General features: G+C 64.5%; 23 protein-coding genes, 1 tRNA gene and 1 pseudogene. 16 read left to right on the top strand and 9 right to left on the bottom strand.

Features of this window, described 5'->3' with window-relative positions; translation table 11 throughout:
- From SO140_RS43680 to SO140_RS43635, 10 genes are all read left to right on the top strand, one after another.
- Positions 1-199 (top strand): phosphoribosyl-ATP pyrophosphatase (locus SO140_RS43680; protein WP_498544072.1); only part of this gene is annotated, 199 nt, incomplete at its 5' end.
- Positions 200-244: 45 nt separating this feature from the next.
- Positions 245-847 carry a YqaA family protein gene (locus tag SO140_RS43675; RefSeq protein WP_449379357.1) on the top strand — a complete coding sequence of 201 codons (603 nt, stop codon included), beginning with the start codon at positions 245-247 and terminating at the stop codon, positions 845-847.
- Positions 848-910: 63 nt separating this feature from the next.
- On the top strand, positions 911-1450 hold the full coding sequence (locus SO140_RS43670) for a hypothetical protein (RefSeq protein ID WP_449379356.1): 540 nt from the start codon (positions 911-913) through the stop codon (positions 1448-1450).
- 39 nt (positions 1451-1489) lie between these two features.
- On the top strand, positions 1490-2890 hold the full coding sequence (locus SO140_RS43665; protein ID WP_449379355.1) for an aspartate ammonia-lyase: 1401 nt from the start codon (positions 1490-1492) through the stop codon (positions 2888-2890).
- 153 nt (positions 2891-3043) lie between these two features.
- Positions 3044-4012, top strand: coding sequence for an NAD(P)H-dependent flavin oxidoreductase (locus SO140_RS43660; protein ID WP_474799453.1), 969 nt, complete (start codon positions 3044-3046; stop codon positions 4010-4012).
- Between the two features lie 11 nt (positions 4013-4023).
- Positions 4024-4797, top strand: coding sequence for a thioesterase family protein (locus tag SO140_RS43655; RefSeq protein ID WP_474799451.1), 774 nt, complete (start codon positions 4024-4026; stop codon positions 4795-4797).
- Between the two features lie 377 nt (positions 4798-5174).
- Positions 5175-5423: a hypothetical protein gene (locus tag SO140_RS43650; RefSeq protein ID WP_474799449.1), complete on the top strand. Its 249-nt coding sequence runs from the start codon at positions 5175-5177 to the stop codon at positions 5421-5423.
- A 128-nt stretch (positions 5424-5551) separates the two neighbouring features.
- The gene (locus SO140_RS43645) at positions 5552-6229 is read left to right on the top strand and encodes a hypothetical protein (RefSeq protein WP_474799447.1); all 678 of its coding nucleotides are present in this window, start codon (positions 5552-5554) and stop codon (positions 6227-6229) included.
- 121 nt (positions 6230-6350) lie between these two features.
- Complete coding sequence (locus SO140_RS43640; protein WP_474799446.1) at positions 6351-7019, top strand: hypothetical protein; 669 nt, start codon at positions 6351-6353, stop codon at positions 7017-7019.
- Positions 7020-7592: 573 nt separating this feature from the next.
- On the top strand, positions 7593-8558 hold the full coding sequence (locus SO140_RS43635; protein ID WP_474799444.1) for an alpha/beta hydrolase: 966 nt from the start codon (positions 7593-7595) through the stop codon (positions 8556-8558).
- 62 nt (positions 8559-8620) lie between these two features.
- Here the strand turns inward: SO140_RS43635 and SO140_RS43630 are convergent, their stop codons facing one another.
- Complete coding sequence (locus tag SO140_RS43630) at positions 8621-8872, bottom strand: GCG_CRPN prefix-to-repeats domain-containing protein (protein ID WP_474799442.1); 252 nt, start codon at positions 8870-8872, stop codon at positions 8621-8623.
- 20 nt (positions 8873-8892) lie between these two features.
- Positions 8893-9135, bottom strand: a complete 243-nt coding sequence (locus SO140_RS43625; RefSeq protein ID WP_449379347.1) for a hypothetical protein — start codon at positions 9133-9135, stop codon at positions 8893-8895.
- A gap of 307 nt (positions 9136-9442) precedes the next feature.
- Here SO140_RS43625 and SO140_RS43620 point away from each other — a divergent pair, with 307 nt between their 5' ends.
- Entirely contained in the window at positions 9443-10402 is a 960-nt protein-coding gene (locus SO140_RS43620) for a helix-turn-helix transcriptional regulator (RefSeq protein ID WP_474799439.1), read from the top strand.
- A gap of 22 nt (positions 10403-10424) precedes the next feature.
- On the opposite strand, the pseudogene SO140_RS43615 reads toward SO140_RS43620, so the two are convergent.
- Both SO140_RS43615 and SO140_RS43610 read right to left on the bottom strand, forming a co-directional pair.
- Positions 10425-10658, bottom strand: a pseudogene (locus SO140_RS43615) (hypothetical protein).
- Positions 10659-10846: 188 nt separating this feature from the next.
- Positions 10847-10931 (bottom strand) — tRNA-Leu (locus SO140_RS43610).
- 154 nt (positions 10932-11085) lie between these two features.
- Here SO140_RS43610 and SO140_RS43605 point away from each other — a divergent pair.
- Positions 11086-11628 carry a disulfide bond formation protein B gene (locus SO140_RS43605; protein WP_449379344.1) on the top strand — a complete coding sequence of 181 codons (543 nt, stop codon included), beginning with the start codon at positions 11086-11088 and terminating at the stop codon, positions 11626-11628.
- 149 nt (positions 11629-11777) lie between these two features.
- Here SO140_RS43605 and SO140_RS43600 read toward each other — a convergent pair whose 3' ends face one another.
- Positions 11778-12863: an AbrB family transcriptional regulator gene (locus SO140_RS43600; RefSeq protein ID WP_449379343.1), complete on the bottom strand. Its 1086-nt coding sequence runs from the start codon at positions 12861-12863 to the stop codon at positions 11778-11780.
- Between the two features lie 89 nt (positions 12864-12952).
- Positions 12953-13222: a PsiF family protein gene (locus SO140_RS43595; RefSeq protein ID WP_449379342.1), complete on the bottom strand. Its 270-nt coding sequence runs from the start codon at positions 13220-13222 to the stop codon at positions 12953-12955.
- Between the two features lie 202 nt (positions 13223-13424).
- On the opposite strand from SO140_RS43595, the gene SO140_RS43590 reads away from it, so the two are divergent.
- Complete coding sequence (locus tag SO140_RS43590) at positions 13425-13916, top strand: hypothetical protein (protein ID WP_449379341.1); 492 nt, start codon at positions 13425-13427, stop codon at positions 13914-13916.
- Between the two features lie 43 nt (positions 13917-13959).
- Here the strand turns inward: SO140_RS43590 and SO140_RS43585 are convergent, their stop codons facing one another.
- Positions 13960-14514: a TetR/AcrR family transcriptional regulator gene (locus SO140_RS43585; protein WP_474799436.1), complete on the bottom strand. Its 555-nt coding sequence runs from the start codon at positions 14512-14514 to the stop codon at positions 13960-13962.
- A gap of 99 nt (positions 14515-14613) precedes the next feature.
- Between SO140_RS43585 and SO140_RS43580 the strand changes: the two genes are divergently transcribed.
- The 3 genes from SO140_RS43580 to SO140_RS43570 all read left to right on the top strand — a co-directional run bounded on the left by SO140_RS43580 (position 14614) and on the right by SO140_RS43570 (position 16324).
- The gene (locus SO140_RS43580; protein ID WP_474799434.1) at positions 14614-15039 is read left to right on the top strand and encodes an acyl-CoA thioesterase; all 426 of its coding nucleotides are present in this window, start codon (positions 14614-14616) and stop codon (positions 15037-15039) included.
- Positions 15040-15043: 4 nt separating this feature from the next.
- Positions 15044-15523 carry a PaaI family thioesterase gene (locus SO140_RS43575; protein ID WP_474799432.1) on the top strand — a complete coding sequence of 160 codons (480 nt, stop codon included), beginning with the start codon at positions 15044-15046 and terminating at the stop codon, positions 15521-15523.
- Between the two features lie 132 nt (positions 15524-15655).
- Positions 15656-16324 (top strand): DsbA family protein, encoded by a 669-nt coding sequence (locus tag SO140_RS43570; RefSeq protein WP_474799430.1) that lies wholly within the window; start codon positions 15656-15658, stop codon positions 16322-16324.
- Positions 16325-16399: 75 nt separating this feature from the next.
- Here the strand turns inward: SO140_RS43570 and SO140_RS43565 are convergent, their stop codons facing one another.
- Both SO140_RS43565 and SO140_RS43560 read right to left on the bottom strand, forming a co-directional pair.
- On the bottom strand, positions 16400-16600 hold the full coding sequence (locus SO140_RS43565) for a hypothetical protein (protein ID WP_027522122.1): 201 nt from the start codon (positions 16598-16600) through the stop codon (positions 16400-16402).
- 82 nt (positions 16601-16682) lie between these two features.
- Positions 16683-17218, bottom strand: a 536-nt coding sequence (locus SO140_RS43560; protein WP_498544071.1) for an alpha/beta hydrolase, incomplete at its 5' end; no start/stop codon positions are given.

The following is a 17218-nucleotide window of genomic DNA, read 5'->3' as shown; positions in this document are numbered from 1 at the left end:
TCTCACCGTGCTCTGGGCCTCGGCCGGCGTGCGACCCGAGGACGTCTGGCGCGAGATGGCGCGGCGGGAAGACATGCTGGGTATCGCCGAGAAGCTGCCGAAATCGCCGATGAAGCTGCCCAAAGTCGCCTCACCCGGCGTTGCCGCCCGGCGGCCAATTGTCGCGCTCGAGGGTCGGACGGCGCGCAAGCGCCACTAGAAGCGCTACAAATCGGCCCCATCTCGCCATGGACAAATCGCTCCCATGGTGCTTCATCGCGGCGCCATGCTGAAACGTATCTACGACTGGTGCATCGACTCCGCCCACAAGCCCTACGCGCTCTGGATCATGGGCGCCGTGGCCTTTGCAGAAAGCTCGTTCTTTCCTGTCCCCCCGGACGTGATGCTGATCCCGATGTCGCTGGCGCGCCCGCAGCGCGCCTGGGTCTACGCCGCGGTCTGCACCGCGACTTCGGTGCTGGGCGGCATGCTTGGCTATGCCATCGGCGCGCTGCTCTATGACTCGGTCGGCCACTGGCTGATCCAGGTCTACGGCCTCGGCGACAAGGTTGATGCGTTCCGGGCTTCCTATGCCGAATGGGGCGCGGTGATCATCCTGCTCAAGGGCCTCACGCCGATCCCCTACAAGCTCGTCACAATCACGTCGGGCTTCGCCGGCTACAACATCGGGCTATTCATTCTGTGCTCGATCATCGCGCGTGGCGGGCGCTTCTTCGTCGCCGCAGTACTTCTCAACCGGTACGGCGACTGGATCCGGGTCAGGATCGAGCGGCATCTCGCCTTGTGGGTGGCGATCGGCGCCGCGGTGCTGGTGCTCGGCTTCGTGGTTGCGATCAAGCTGATCTGATCAACTTATCCGATCGCGCGGCAGGCGCTTTGCCGGCGCGCTGGCTTCGGCTACGGTTGGGCCATGATGGTTCGATCCGGCAACCCGGTCACGCGACTCCGGATGATTGTGACAGCAGCGCTATTCCTTCCGCCTTGCGCCGGCGGGCCCGGATGGGCACAGTCAACGGCGCCGTCGCTCGGCCTTCAAGAGGCCGGACCGCAGGCTTCGCCGCCGCAATCAACTCCCGCGGCATCAGCCCCACCGGCGCGCGAGGAGAATCCCGGGCTGGTCAACGAAATCGGTAAGCTGTTCGACAAGCTGCCCTCGATCCTGCCGCCGATCAAAAGTCCGAGCGAGACCATCGACGACCTGTCGCGCATGGCAATGCCATCGACCATGGTGTCGGGGCGCGCGGCCTGCCCGGCCTCCGCAAACGGCGCGCCGGATTGCAAGCAGGCTGCCGACAGGCTCTGCCAGGGCAAAGGCTACAAGGAAGGCAAGAGCCTGAACGCTGACTCCGCGCAGAGCTGCTCAGCAAAGGTCTTGATTCCCGGCAGAACCCGCAAGCCGGATGACTGCCGCACCGATACGTTCGTCACCAGCGCGCTGTGCCAGAACTGAGGCGATGACCTGCGCGCCAGCAAACCACAAGGAGCGCCTATGAGCCGTACGGAGCAGGACTTCCTCGGACAGCGTGAGATCGCCGACAACATCTACTACGGCGTCCAGACCATCCGCGGGAAGGAGAACTTCCACATCACCGGCATTCCGATGAACCAGGAGCCTTACTTCGTGAAGGCGCTTGGCTACGTCAAGAAGGCCGCCGCGATGGCCAATCGCGACCTCGGCGCGATCGACGCCAAGGTAGCGGACGCGATCATCCTCGGCTGCGATCGCGTCATCGCCGGCGACATGATGGATCAGTTCGTCACCGATTTCATCCAGGGCGGCGCCGGCACCTCGACCAACATGAACGCCAACGAGGTGATCGCCAACCTCGCGCTGGAATCGCTCGGCTTCGGCAAGGGCGACTATCAGCACGTCAGCCCGAACGACCACGTCAATTACGGCCAGTCGACCAACGACACCTATCCAACCGCTTTCCGTCTGGCGCTGATCCTGCGGCTTGAAAGCTACATGACGGCGCTGCGGCAGTTGCAGGAGGCGTTCTTCGCCAAGGGGCGCGAGTTCGATCGCGTGCTGAAGATGGGACGCACACATCTCCAGGACGCAGTGCCGATGTCGCTCGGCGCCGAGTTCCGCGGCTGGGGCACGACGATCGGCGAGGAGGTGGATCGCATCTCGGAAGCTCGTGCATTGTTGCGCGAGATCAATCTCGGCGCCACCGCGATCGGCACGTCGGTCACAGCGGCGGTCGGATATCCCAAGCTCGCCGTCAGGCACCTGAGCGCGCTGACCGGCGTCGACTTCGTGCTCGCCGGCGATCTCGTCGAGGCGACGTCGGACACCGGCGCCTATGTGCAGCTCTCCGGCGTCTTGAAGCGCACCGCGAGCAAGCTCACCAAGATCTGCAACGACATTCGCCTGCTGGCCTCGGGCCCGCGCGCCGGCTTCAACGAGATCAACCTGCCGCAGCTTCAGCCGGGCTCGTCGATCATGCCCGGCAAGGTCAATCCGGTGATCCCCGAGGTCGTCAACCAGACCAGCTTCCTCGTCATCGGCCTCGACACCACGGTGACCCTCGCGGCCTCCGCGGGCCAGCTCCAGCTCAACGTGATGGAGCCGGTGATTTCGTTCGCGTTGTTCTTCTCGATCCGCACCATGGAGCGCGCGGTCAACAGCCTGCGCGAGAACTGCGTCGTCGGCATCACCGCCAACGAAGAGCACACCCGCAACATGGTGCTCAACTCGCTCGGCATCGTCACCGTGCTGAAGCCGCTGCTTGGCTACAAGCAGTGCGCCGAGATCGCCCGCGAGGGCTACAAGAGCGGCAAGTCGCTACACCAGATCGTGGTGGTCGAGCGCAAGCTGCTGACACAGGAGAAATGGGACGAGATGTTCTCGTTCGAGCGGCTGATCAATCCTGATCTGGGCGAGTGAGGCGCCGACGCTCGCGGTGAATTCCGCGACTTGGAATTGCGGTAACGACGTCCGGCGGACGGCGTGCAAACGCAATACTTGACAGTGGAAAGATTGCCTTGTTGGTATGGCGCCAAGCCTTCAACTCGTCCGCCAATAGAGGATCGCTCCGCAATGTCCATGCCTGCCTTGTTCAAAGGGCGTCTGTCGATCCCCGTGATCGGCTCGCCGCTCTTCATCATCTCGGTGCCCGATCTGGTGATCGCGCAGTGCAAGGCAGGTGTGGTCGGCTCGTTCCCGGCGCTGAACGCTCGGCCGCCGGAGCTGCTTGACGAGTGGCTGGCACGGATCACCGAAGAGCTCGCGGCCTATGACCGCGCGCATCCCGAGCGTCCTTCCGCGCCGTTCGCGGTGAACCAGATCGTACACAAGTCGAACAACAGGCTCGATCACGACATGGCGCTTTGCGCCAAGTACAAGGTGCCGATGCTCATCTCCTCGCTCGGCGCGCGCGAGGAGCTCAATCAGGCCGTGCATGGCTGGGGCGGCATCGTCTTCCACGACGTGATCAACCAGAAGTTCGCGCACAAGGCGATCGAGAAGGGCGCCGACGGCCTCATCCTGGTCGCGGCCGGCGCCGGCGGCCACGCCGGCACCATCTCGCCGCTCGCCTTCGTTGCCGAGACGCGAAAATGGTTCGACGGCCCGATCGCGCTGTCGGGCGCGATCGGCAACGGCAAGGCGATCCGCGCCGCGCGCATCCTCGGCGCCGACTTTGCCTATGTCGGCTCGGCCTTCATCGCCACGAAAGAGGCAAACGCGGTCGAGAAGTACAAGGAGATGATCGCGGGCTCGAGCGCCGACGACATCGTGTATTCCAATCTTTTCACCGGCGTGCACGGCAACTACCTGAAGCCGTCGATCCTCGCTGCCGGCATGGATCCGGAGAACCTGCCGACGTCCGACCCCTCCAAGATGAATTTCGGCACCGATGCTTCCGGCGAGCGCGCCAAGCCGAAGGCATGGAAGGAGATCTGGGGCTCGGGCCAGGGCATCGGCAGCGTCGAGGGAATCGTGCCCGCGGCCGAGCTGATCGCGCGCTTCAAGAAGGAATATGACGAAGCGATCGATCCGCCGCTGTGATGGCGCTCGCAATGGGTGCCATCTACCGCGTCGACGGCAATAGCGTCGTCACCAGTCCTAATGCTGCGGGTCCATGGGACCCGCGCATGCAGCACGGCTCGGCGCCGGCATCGCTCGTCGTGTGGGCGGCTGAGCGGATGGCAACGTCCGTGCCGATGGACATCGCGCGCGTCACCATTGATTTGATGCGTCCGGTGCCGGTGGCGCCTCTCACCATCGCGACCGAGGTCTTGCGCGAAGGCCGCAAGATCCAGCTCTGCGGCATCAAGCTCCTGGCTGACGGCGTCGTCGTGGTCGGCGCGACCGTGCTGAAGATCAGGCGGCAGGCGCTGACGCTGCCCGATGACGTCAAGGAGCTGCCGGTGACCCTGCCGCCGCCGGAGCAGTCGCTGATCGAGGACGGGCACGCTGCCACCAGCCCGTTCGTGCGTTCGGTCTCTATGCGCGCAGCGCGCGGCCGCTTCGGCCAGGCCGGTGCCGGTGCGATCTGGTTTCGGGTCGACACGCCGTTGATCGAGGGACAAGCCGTCTCGCAGGCCATGCGCGCGGTCGTCGCAGCCGACTTCTCCAACGGCACCGCCTCGACACTCGATTTTCGCGCCTGGACCTACATCAACGCCGACCTCACCGTCAGTTTTGCACGGCAGCCGGTCGGCGACTGGATCCTGCTCGACGGAGAATCCTGGATCGGCGCAGATGGCGCGGGCCTTGCGATGTCGCGGCTCGCCGACCGGCAAGGCTATTTCGGCCGCGCGGTGCAAAGCCTGGTGATCGAGAAGCGGTGATTGGCTGCGCGACGCACGCGCCTCAATCTCGGTGTCATGCCCCGCGGCCCGGCTACGCCAAGGCTTCGCCGGGGTGCGAGGTCTTGGCTCGCCGAAGCGTCAGCGTAGGCGGCAAGCGGAGCATCCAGCATTCCAGAGGCGGCTGTGATTGAGCGGAGAAGCCGCAACGTACTGGATCGCCCGGTCGAGCCGGGCGATGACACCTGTGGTTTGGGCGCAGCGGTGGACGCGATGCGATGCCAGATCTCTGGAAAATGCGGATAACCGCCTTCGCCATCCACGCAATCCAGCCGGCCGTCGTATTTAACGCAGCATTAACCATCGCGCTCCCAGAATCCCCCTCGCAGCCGCCAATCGGCACGAAGAGGGGACAGGCGATGGACTACGATTTTCTCAACGCCAAGACGTCGGCGACGCTGGATGAAGTCCGCGTCCGCGTGGCACATGCGCTCGCCCGTCACCCGCTCTGCCGCAACGTGCGCTTCGACATCCTCAGCGTGCCCCGCACCCGGCGCGGCGGCAATTGGACGGTGACGCTCCAGTCGGTTGAGCCGCGGGCGGTGTGGGAGGCCTCCGAGATCGTCGCCGATATCCAGGACGCCTACGACCTGGCGCTAGCTTCCTGATTTCGTTGAGTTTTCCAAATCGGTGTCGCCGTCGTCCCAGCGTTTTCCGCTGCGCTGGCGCGGTTAGGCCTTAATTCCTGCCCAGTTTCCTAGCATCAAGCGGTAGAGAGCCGGACGCGGAGAGACGTTTGTCGAAAGCCATCACCATCGTCGTGCTGACTTGCTTCCTGGTTCTCGGCGCCGCCGCGATCGCTATTTTCGGCCGTGACAGCGTGCCGGCCGCGGGCGCCGATATGGTCTCGCAGGTCGCTCCCAAGCCGGTCGCCGCCAACCGCGCCAGCAAGGCCGACCGGCTGAACGTTCCGACACTCGCTCTGGCCTCCGCCGCCGTCGAGCCGGTCGACAGGCCTGCTCTTACGGAGCAGTTGCGCCAAGCCTTCGCCGCCGCCACGCCATCCGATTTCCCCCCTGCGCCCAAGGCGAGCGCCTCCGAGGCGCCGGCTGCAGCGACCGACGCGCCTGCCAAGCCAAAGCTGGTCGCAAAGCCGCAGCCGCAGAAATCCTATTCGCTGCTCTCCGACGTTCAGATCGCGGGTATCAAGGACCGGCTGAAGCTGTCGTCGTCGCAGGAATATTATTGGCCCTCGGTCGAGACAGCGCTGCGCAATGTCGCGCGCAAGATCCAGGCGAACAAGCTCTCCAATCCGCAGGTGCAGGGTGTGCCAATCGATCCGAACTGCGATGAGGTCCAGCAGTTGAAGTCGGCCGCGATGCCGCTGCTGTTCCAGTTGCGCGACGACCAGAAAGAGGAAGTGCGCAAGCTCGCCCGCATCATCGGGCTCGAGAAGGTCGCTCAGCAGATCTGACGCGGAGCTCGAGAGTTCCGCGCACTAAGCGACGGAACTCCAGCATTTTCCTGAACGTCGTATCGTTCCCGGAACATCAAATTGCGCGATGCGTTGCTCGCTCGAAAGAGGGAGTGGACCGATGCGCGCCTTGACAGCCTATTTCTTCGGTGGAGGAACCATCGTCGCAGCCATCGCCGTCGGTCTTGGCGGCGGCATCGTCGCCGGCAATATCATGAACCCCATCGCGCCCAAGCACGGCCCCGATACGACGAAGCCGGAGCGGCGTGCAGAATCGACGGCAACGACCAATGCGCCATCCGAGCGCGTGCAATATCTCACGGGATCGAAGGTCTTCGGTGCCGTGGTCGCGCCGCCGGTCCAGGCCGAGGCGCCGCCCGCCACGGTCAATGCCGAGTCATCCGCGCCGCCGGCTCAGCCGGCTGCAAGCCGTGAGTCCCAGCAGGCCAACACGCAAACCGCGCATCCTGCCAAGCCTGCGGAGCAGCAAGCTTCGACCGAGCAGTCGGCCTCACCGGACAATGCCTATGCGAAGGCAAAGGAGGCCGACGTGAAGCGCGCGGCATCGGAGCGGCATCGCGCCGATCGACGGCAGCGCTGGGCCGAGCGCCGCCGCTACGACATGCGCGATCCGCGCGAGATGCGTGATCGGACTGACTGGGACGACGTCGCTCGCAACGTTCGTGAAGATGCCGATGCTCGCGAATTCGGCTCAGGTCCGCGCCGTGGCTATCCGCAGAATCGCGGCTTCCCGCAGATGAGGCTGTTCGGAGATGACGACGACGATTAGAGCATGATCCTGAAAAGTGTGGAGCAGTTTTCCCTCGCGACAAACGCGGAGCGTTTGCGCGGAGATCATGCGCAAACAACAACCTAAAGCGCGATGACGGTTCATCCTAATCTCGTCGCTTTAGCGCCCCCCGCATCAATCTTCATGCGACTGCACGACCTTGCGCCACGCATGCGAGAGCTTGGCCCTGTTGTCGCGCAGGCATGCGTTCATCTGCCGTAGTTGCAGCCGCACGGATCTGCCCGGCAGCCTCTCCTTGCGGCCATCCTTCGAGATGCCCGCCTGTTGTATCGCGGTAGAATCCCGGACCTTCAGGGTGAGGAGCCCGCAAAGCGGACGTCTCGGACCATGAGGCCGAGTACTCCAAGAAGGCGTGAGATTAAAATATGCACGTTTTGATTGCTTCACCGATCGTTGCACTGTAGCCTTCTGAGGCGGCGGAGGCCGTCAGCTTTTCGATCGCAGTCGGCCACAAGCTACCGTTCGTTTGCGATATGACGCGGCTTCGCGCGATCATTGTTGTCCTGATTTCTTTTGCTCTCCCCCGAAGAGACAACCATTTGAGACGGTGCAATGAAGTACTGGATCAGCTTGCGAAAAGTGTCCGGCGGCGCATTTACAGATGAGATCGAGCTTGGCCCGGCCCGCTATCTCGCAGTGCCCGACAACGAAACGCCCGCGCCCCAGCATCAGATCACGCAGGCGCAGTGGATCCGCCAGATCATGGCGATCTTTCCGCCCGATCCGAACTATCCCGACGATGGGCCGAGCGGCGACGTTCTCTTCTTTGTTCACGGCTACAACAACACCGTTGCTACGGTTGACCAGCGCCACAAGCTGATCCAGGCCGGGCTGACGACGAACCAGTTTGCCTGCCAGGTGATCAGCTTCGACTGGCCGTCCGGTGATCTGGCCCTTGCTTATCTCAGGGACCGCGACCACGCGCGCATCACTGCCGTGCGTCTGGTCAGCGCAGGCATCAAGCTGTTCGTGCGGGCCCAGCAGCAGAAGTGCGACATCAATGTCCACGTTCTCGGTCATTCAACAGGGGCGTATCTCATTCGCGAGGCGTTTGATCATGCTGACGACGGACAGGCCACCGCGACGGCATGGACGGCCGGCCAGCTCGTGCTGATCGCGGGCGACGTGTCAGCATCGTCGTTTTCCGCAGGCAATCCGGAAACCGAGAGCACTTACCGGCACTGCTACCGGTTGACCAACTTCTTCAATGGCTATGATCAGGTCTTGCAAATATCCAACGTGAAGCGCGTTGGCCTATCGCCGCGCGTCGGTCGCGTCGGATTGCCGGCCGACGCACCGTCCAAGGCGGTCAACGTCAATTGCTCGGATCACTTTCACGCGACCTACCCCGCGACCGGCGACGTCACTCTCGACGCGGTGACATCGCATTCGTGGTACTTCTCCGACGCCACCTTTCACCGTGACCTCTCGATCACGTTGAAAGGTTCGATCGACCGCACGTTGATCCCGACCCGCAACACGGCGCCCCTGACCGGTGCGCAGGCGCTGACATCATAGGCGGCTTCCTTCGCAGGCTGGCAGACGCCCGGGCGAGGTGCGCCGGGCGTCCGGGAGACCATTTACCTTCCGTTCCCGCGGCAACCGCCATTGGGGCCAATGTGATAGCCGCGTGGGCAGGCGTGAGCGGCGGGGTTGGCGTAGTTCTTCAGACAGCCTCCGTAGGGGCCGCGATGCCAGCCGGCGCCGCAGCCGCCGGCCACCGCGACGATGTCGTTCGCCGCGGGAGCATCGACTGGTGCAAGGGGAATGGCCTTGGCGGAGCCGGTGATCGCGGCGAGCGCAAACGCGGCGGCAAGGATGTGTCGCATCATGTGCAGTCCCCCATTGCGACTCAATGCGTGGCCGCAAAGGCGATGCCGGCGCGCACTTCGGCAATCGCCTGGTCGATCAGGCCGAGCGCCTTCTCGCGGTGGCCGCCCTTGTTCGGTTCGGCCTTGGTGAGCTCGGCGCGGGCCTGTTGCAGGATCGTGACGCTCTCGTCCATGTGCGGCTGGGCGCCGATTGCGTAGCCGATGCCGAGGCTTGCGGCGATCGCCGCGCCCAGTGCGAGGCTGCGGGGTAGGGAAGTTCGCATGCGTTGTCTCCTCCAGCGGGCGACAGGTGCGGCTGCCCGGATGCCGGGAGGCACCGGCGTGAAGACGAACCCGGCGCATCCGCGGCCTGAATAAGACTCTTGCGAGGACGCCGTCTTGGACTGTCCGGCGTCGAACGATTTTGGGTTTGGACTGACCGGCGCTGTTTAAATCACGTCATCGTGCTGTTAGCCTGACGGAGCGCGTTCACCGGGGGTTCAGTCCGCGCCCGGCAGGTTCGCTCCGTTTCTTGCCAGTCAGTCTTCACAAGTCTCTCTTCAAAATCCTTTTCCCAAAAATCCTTCCCCGATGCCCGTCATCCGGAAAGCGTTATCGACCGATATGCTGCCGCAGGGCCTGTCCGAGCGGCAGCGCTTCATCCGCTTTGCGGAATTGTTCGAGCATTTTTCCAATACCGGTGAGCTCGACCCCGCGTCCGACGTGCCGTTTCGCGCCACCATGAACTCAATCCACGTCGGCACCACCATGCTTGGTCGCTGCGACGGCAGCTTCGTCACCGTGCGGCGCGAAAAGCGACAGGTGGTCGAGACCGGGGACGACCGCTTCTGCCTGGTGCGCAACACCGGTGATCGCGCCTCCCATGTGCGTCACCGCGGCCGCGAGATCACCTTGCGGCCGGGCTCGATGGTGCTGCTCAAGCTGGACGAGCCGTTCGTCGCCGCTGACGGCGCGAACCACAAGCGTTTCACCAACGTGCATCTGCCGGTCGCGACGCTGCGCGCGATGGTGGCCGATGTCGATGAATTGGTCGGGCAGGAGCTCGCGCCCGGCGGGGCGCTGTCGCTCGCGACGGACTACAGCGATCTTCTCCTGCGCCATTCCGCCGCCGTCGAAGAGGCCGGCATGGCGATTGCGGCGCATCTGCTCGACCTCGCGGCGCTCGGATTGGGCGCACGCGCCGATGTCGCGTCCGCCGCCAGGCGACGCGGCCTGCGTGCCGTGCGGCTCCAGGCCGCGTTGGCGATCCTGCAGACTCGTTTCCACGAGCCGGATTTTTCCGCGCAGAAGCTCGCTCTCGCGGCCGGTCTCTCCGAACGCTACGTCAACGAGCTGCTGTTTGAGGCCGGCGCCAGCTTCACCACGCGCCTGAACGAGCTGCGCCTGCGCAAGGCCGCCGATCTCCTGGCCCGCAGCGACGGGCGCATCAGCGACATCGCATTTGCCTGCGGCTTCAACGACCTCTCCTATTTCAACCGCTGCTTCCGCCGCCGATTCGGCCTGACGCCGACGGCAGCGAGGGGGAGGTGAGTGTTCGCTCTGGTCGGACGGGTTACGACGCCTCCACCCGCGGCGGCGGATAGCGTCTTGCCAGTATCGACAGCGACAGATGTCGCTCCTCCTCCGGCAGCTCGAGATAGGCCAGCACCTACGCCCGCTTCCAGCCGTCGACGCCGAAATCCATCGCCATCCATTTCTGCGGCTCGGGTCCGTCTAGCCCGCGTACCCAGACGAAATAGCGGGGGAGGTCGCCGGGCTTTGCGTCGGTCTCGCGTCGTCTGGCCATCAAGCTGCTCGCTGCGTGGAGACCACCGCAAGAAAATATAGGCGGGCTTGATGATTGCTAGGGAGGACGTCGCTTAGCTACGAGAAGGGCAACCAGCCGGTCCGTCTTCGCCAAGAGGCCTCGCCGGACACGCTTCGCGCTTTCGGCCTCACATGGCTACGCCACGCCAAGCCCGGAAGGGCAAAGCGTGGTGCCCCTGGCCGGAATCGAACCAGCACTCCTTGCGGAACTCGATTTTGAGTCGAGCGCGTCTACCAGTTCCGCCACAGGGGCCCCCGGTCGGCCCGTGGCTGGGCGTCGCGAAGCCGGCGGACTATAGCCATGGAAAAGGCGGGGTCAACCCGCGCCAAAGTGATGTTCGGTGTTCTCGACAGGGTCGTCGGCGAAGGCTAGAGGCTAGCCTCACCCCTTCACCACCGAGGCCGTCGTGACGACGAATAGTGCTGCAATACCAGCCTCCCGCCCGGCCGCCGCCAATCCGGCGCTCACGGCCTCGGCGGCCGTCACCCTGATTGCGGCCGCGACCATCGCGGGCGCGTGGTTCTTCCAGCTCGTGCTGGAGATCCTGCCCTGTCCCCTGTGCCTGGAGCAGCGCTACGCTTATTACCTCGCGATCCCGCTCGGCGCACTGACGGCGCTTGCCGCAAGAGGCGGCGCGCCGCGGCCGCTGCTGCTTGCCGGGCTCGCCGTGCTCGCGCTGGCGACGCTGGCCAATGCAGGCCTCGGCACCTATCACGCCGGCGTCGAATGGGGATTCTGGAAGGGCCCGACCGATTGCTCCGGTCCCGTCGTCAATCTCGGCTCGGCCTCCGATCTGTTGTCGCGGCTCGACACGGTGAAGGTGATCCGCTGCGACGAGGTGCAGTGGCGCTTCCTCGGCCTCTCGCTCGCCGGCTACAACGTGCTGATCTCGCTCGCGTTGGCAGCGATCGCGGCATGGGGATTCGTGGCGACGGCGAAGCGGGGGTAGTTCACCTCGCCCCGCTCGCGGGGAGAGGTCAGCGGAGGCGCCGGGTGAGGGGGATTCTCCGAGAGTCTCTTTGTCATAGTGATTGCGGATGTAGCCCCTCACCCCGACCCTCTCCTCGTAAGGACGGGGAGAGGGAGAAGAAACGGCCCTCAATCATCCACATCGTCCTGCGTGCGTCCGAACAGGTGCACGATGCCGGGCGTCGCGATGGTCACAAACACGAAGCGTGACAGGTGATGTGCGCCGACGAAGATCGGGTCGATGTGCAGGGTCAGCGCCAACGCCAGCATCGCGTCCATCGCGCCCGGCGCGAATGCGACGACGACGTCGGAAAACTTCACATGAGTGGTCAGCACGACGATCGCGACGAAGATGGCGGAGACCGCAATCGCGATCGCAAACGAGCCGAGCGCCGCGTTGATGTGGCCGGCGAGGGTCTTGATCTTCATCCGCGCAAAACGGCTGCCGATCAGCGCGCCGATTCCCACCAGCGCCACGCCGCGCACCCAGTTCGGCAGGCCGCCTTCGACCCATCCCGCCCCGTGCAGCACGCTGGAAGCGATCATTGCGCCGAACATCCAGCTCGCGGGGAATTTGGCGAGCCGCAACAGGAGCGATAGGGCGAGCGATGCGACGACGAGGATCAGGAGCTCGAACGGCGAGGCAATCGTGGTCGTCAGCGACGGTGCCGCCGAGGGCGCGACACCCCCGATCGCCAATACCATCGGCAATGCCGCGGTGAGGATGATCACGCGCATGGTCTGCACCACCGCGATCCCCGGCAGATCGGCGCCGCGCTCGACCGCCAGAATGGTGATCTGCGACAGCGCGCCGGGACTTCCGGCGAGAAAAGCCGAGGTGCGGTCCCAGCCATGGACGCGTTGCAGGTAGTAGCTCGAGCCGAAGGTCGAGCAGAAGGTCGCAAGCGCCAGCAGTCCGATCGTCAGCGGATAGGCGCTGAGCTGCTGGATCAGATGACGCGAAACGACGGACCCCAGGGAGATGCCGAGCAGCACCAGCACGGTCTGCGTCAGGATCGGCGGCACCGCGAGCGGGCGGCCGGCGATAGCGGCGATCCCGACCGAGATCATGGCGCCGGAGATCAGTCCGCCGGGCAAGTTGGCGAACAGGAAGACCAGTCCGCCGGCAGCGCCGATGACGAGCGTCTCGACCGCGCTTCTGATCTTGGCGCGGGACGGCAGCTCAAAGGGCAGGGAGGCGGTGATCTGCTTCACACCGCCTTATGGCAAATCGGAAAGGCGCGCACAATTGCGGCCGTGTCATGCCGCAATGCGCGCGCCTAAAAGGGCGGAATGTGACGGAACTACTTTGCGGCGGGGGCGGCGGTGCCGGCCTTCGCTTCCTTCATGCACTCGGAGCGGAATTTCTTGCGCTCCTTGCCGTGCAGGCCCTTGGCATCCGCCTGCTTGGAGCATTCGAGCGATTCGGCCGAGTGCTGCTTCGGTGCCTTCTTGTCGGTCGTGGTGGCCGCGGTATCGCTCTTGGCAGCCGGCGCCGCGGTCTGCGCGAAGGCGGTGCCGGTGGCGAACAGGGAGGCGAGGGCGACGACGGCGATGCGCGAGGCGAGGGTCATGTGTTGCACTCTTGTGTTTGCGAATTGAACAAGGGCGGAGAACGTCGTCCTGCATTGCTGAACGCCACATGAATGGATGGCGCATCGCGATCACTAAATTTTGGCTGCGAAAGTCATCACTTCCTTGTCGGATGCCGCCGACACGCTAGGATAGTGATCCCAATTTACTTCCCCCGGGGCAGATCTAAGGAGGAGACGAAGGATGACCATTCAGGCAAAATTGTTCTGCGCAATTGCGGCATCGGGCGTTGCGGCGTTGCTCGCGACCGCGCCGGCCCAGGCGCTGACCACGCAGGAATGCAGTGCCAAGTATCAGGCGGCCAAGAAGGACGGCACGCTGGGCGGCATGAAATGGAATGATTTCCGGAAAGCGCAGTGCGGCGCCGATGCGACCCCAGCCGCGGCTCCCGCTGCCGCCGCACCGGCGGCCCCGGCCGAGCCCAAGCAGGCGAAGAAGGAGGCTGCTCCGCCCGCAACTCCCGCGCCAGCGCCGGCTGCCACTGGCCCCGCGGTCTTCCCGAACGCGGTCGATCCGAAATACAGCAAGGAGACCGCCGGCAAGGCCCGCATGCACACATGCGTCGACCAGTACAACGCCAACAAGGCGACCAACGGCAATGGCGGACTGAAGTGGATCCAGAAGGGCGGCGGCTATTACAGCGAATGCACCAAGCGCCTGAAGGGCACAGCCTAAGCTTTCGAGTAATGTGAGCGGCCGGGACTCTCGCTCCGGCCGCTCAATCGTTCGCGAGCAGCTTCTCTGCCGACTTAGCAATCATCTGCGCCCGCTTGCGCGGGCCACGCTCGACGAAGAGCAGGCTCTGGCCGAAAACAAAGCAGTAGAACAGGAAGGCCTGCGCATCGGCCTCATCGGCGGGAAGGCCCGTCGCGCGATAGAGCTCGGCGACATGTTTGAGACGCGCCGCATCCACGCTCGCCACCGCTGACGCCGCGCGCTCGTCGGCTCTCGCCCATTGCCGGATCGCAAGCTCGATCGCCATGGCAGCGGGGTTCATGCGTTCGGAATAAAGCTGGATCACCGCTTTCAGCCGCTCGCGCGGGCTTTGTCCGTCGAGACTCGTCTGCTGCGCGATCGCTTCCGTACGCCCCTCGCGCCAGCGTTCGAGCATCGTGCCGAGCAGTGCGGCGCGGTCAGCGAAGCGGCGGTAGAAACCGCCCTTGGTGACGCCGAGATTTTTCGCAAGCACCTCGACCCGCACGCCCTCGACCCCAGTACGGGCAAGCTCCGCGAAGGCTACTTCGACCCAGACATCGCCTTTGGCGTCACTCATGAATTCGCCTCTCACCGAGCTTTGATACGGTGCCGTATTGCTAACCTGCGATGGGTCTGATACGCTACCGTATCAAAATCAAAAAGGCGGGAAACGACCATGCAGGAGGCGAGCTATCGCGGCACGGTCTATCCGTGGCAATGCGACCATGTCGGCCACATGAACATCATGTGGTATGTCGGCAAATTCGACGAGGCCAACTGGAATCTGTTCGCGCGCCTCGGGCTGACGCCGAGCTATCTGCGTACCTCCGGCCGCGGCATGGCCGCGGTGCAGCAGAACATCACCTACAAGCGCGAGCTGCTCGCCGGCGACATCATCGAGATTCGCAGCGTCCTGCTCGAGCTTCGTGAGAAATCGATCCGCTTCCGGCACGAGATGAGCAACGCCGAGACGGGCGAGATATCAGCAGTTTGCGAGATCTCCGCCGTGCACATGGACCGGGAGGCGCGCAGGTCGACACCGTTCGAAGCCGTGATCCGCGAGACCGCGATGCGGCACCTCGCCGAGGCGATCATGGCGTGACGCGATGGCCGCCTTCGAGCCGAAGAATCCGGATTTTCGTGCGGCCGCAGGTCGGCTGTTCGACGGCCAGCCGGCCATGCGCACGCTTGGCATCTCGCTCGTGCGCGTTGCGCCGGGCGAGGCGGAATTGGCGATGGATTATGCGGCCGGCTTTACCCAGCAGAACGGCTTCGTGCATGCCGGCATCATCACCGCAGGCCTCGACAACGCCTGCGGCGTTGCCGCCTTCACACTGATGCCGCGCGAAGCCGACATCCTCACTGTCGAGTTCAAGACGAGTCTGGTCGCGCCGGCGCGGGGCGAGGGCTTCATCTTCAAGGCCGAGGTGGTTAAGCCGGGCCGCACGCTCACTTTCTGCGAGGCCAAGGCCTTCGCGCGGCAGCACGGTGTGACGATGCTGGTTGCGACCATGACCGCCACGCTGATGGCGCTGGCCCGCCGCGAGGCGGCGCCCGCCCAGGTGCGAGCTGGCTCTCCCGTCTGATCCGAGCTGGCGGGAAGGCCCGCATACCGCTTTTTTCGGCTGTCATTACCGGCGGGGCACTCTATATGCTGGTGCGTAACGCTCCTGCGCCGCAGGCCGTAGAAGCACCGAAGGGCCGAATTGGAACGGGTTATGATCGGACTTAAAGATAAAGATAAACGGACGCGTCGCGAGGCGCTTGCTCTGATCGGAGCCGGGGTGGTGCTCGCAGGCGGCCCGCGGGCCGGCCGCGCCGCGACGGCCGATGACGGTACGATCCTGACTGAAGCCGCCGTGCTGCGCGATCCCGACGTGCCTGTGATCGGCAACCGCGACGGCGACATCACCATCGTGGAATGGTCCGACTATCAATGTCCCTATTGCCGCCGCGTCGAGCCGGAGCTGCGCCAGATCGTTCAGGACGATGGCAAGGTCCGGCTGGTGCTGAAGGACTGGCCGATCCTCGGACTGGTTTCAGTGACCGCGGCGCGGATGGCGCTCGCGGCCAAATTCCAGGACAAGTACGACCAGGCGCATGATGCGATGATGGGCGTGAATTCGCGCCTGACCGAGCCGCGCATCTACGAGCTGCTGGCGGGCGCCGGTGTCGACATCGATCGCCTGAAGCGCGACCTCACGGGCCGCGCCAAGGACATCGACGCGATCCTGAAACGCAACAGCGATCAGGCCGAGGCCTTCGGCTTCCGGGGCACGCCGTCCTTCATCGTCGGCAAATTCCGCGTGCCCGGCGTGCTCACCATGGCCGAGTTCGAACAGGTGATCGCGGACGCGCGCAAGGCGAAAGCGGGCAAGAGCAACTAAGCGCCGCACAGCAAGACAAAGGCGCCGTCGCGAATCGCGACGGCGCCCTGTCGATGGCTTGCTGAGCGCAAGCCGTTACTTCGACGAAATTCTCACCCAGTCCTTGTGTGCGCGGTCCACCAGCGCGTCCCAATCGGCCTTCGCGACGTCCCAGTTGACAATGGTGCGACTGGTTGCAGCGACCTCGCTGTTGGCAGACGTCTGCATCGAATCGTGAATGTAGACGCCAATGCCAAGCAGCAGCGCGCCCAGGATCATTCCGAACAAAACTCTCATAGCGAACCTCCGGTGACCGGCAATAACGTTTAGTGCCGGACAAGAGTTCCCGGTCAGTGCGGCGAGGATAAGGACGACCTGTTCACCCACCATTCAGCCACTGCAACAGCTCCGCGTTGATCTCGCGGGGATAGCAATGACTGAGATCGTCGATCTCGCGATAGGTGACGTTTGCGCCGGCGGCGGAGAGCGCCGACCGGGTCTGCCGTGCGACCTGGACCGGAAACATCCAGTCGAGCTTGCCGTGGGTGATGAAGATCGGCAGGCCCTGCATGCGCGCGGCATCCGCCATCTCCGCCATCAGCGGATGGAATGTTGCCGAGACCGGCGCGAGATGCGTGAAGGACGATGCGCGATCGAGCCCGCTGACATAGCAAAACGTGCCGCCGTCGCTCATGCCGGTCAGCAGCATTCGCGACGGATCGACATTCCATAGGTTGCGGACGGTTTCGAGGATGCGCGCAAGATTCGGCGTGTCGGTGTCCCCACCCATCAGCGCCCAGGTCGGACCCGTCGCGGTCGGCGCGATCAGGATCGCACCGATGCTGCGCGCGTCGCGCAGCCAGCTCCACAGGAAGCCGCGGCCATTGCCGCGGCCACCATGCAGCGCCATCACCA

Source organism: Bradyrhizobium sp. UFLA05-108, assembly GCF_059803455.1.
The sequence above is the reverse complement of the archived record's forward strand: the minus strand, read 5'-3'. Positions and strand labels throughout refer to the sequence as shown.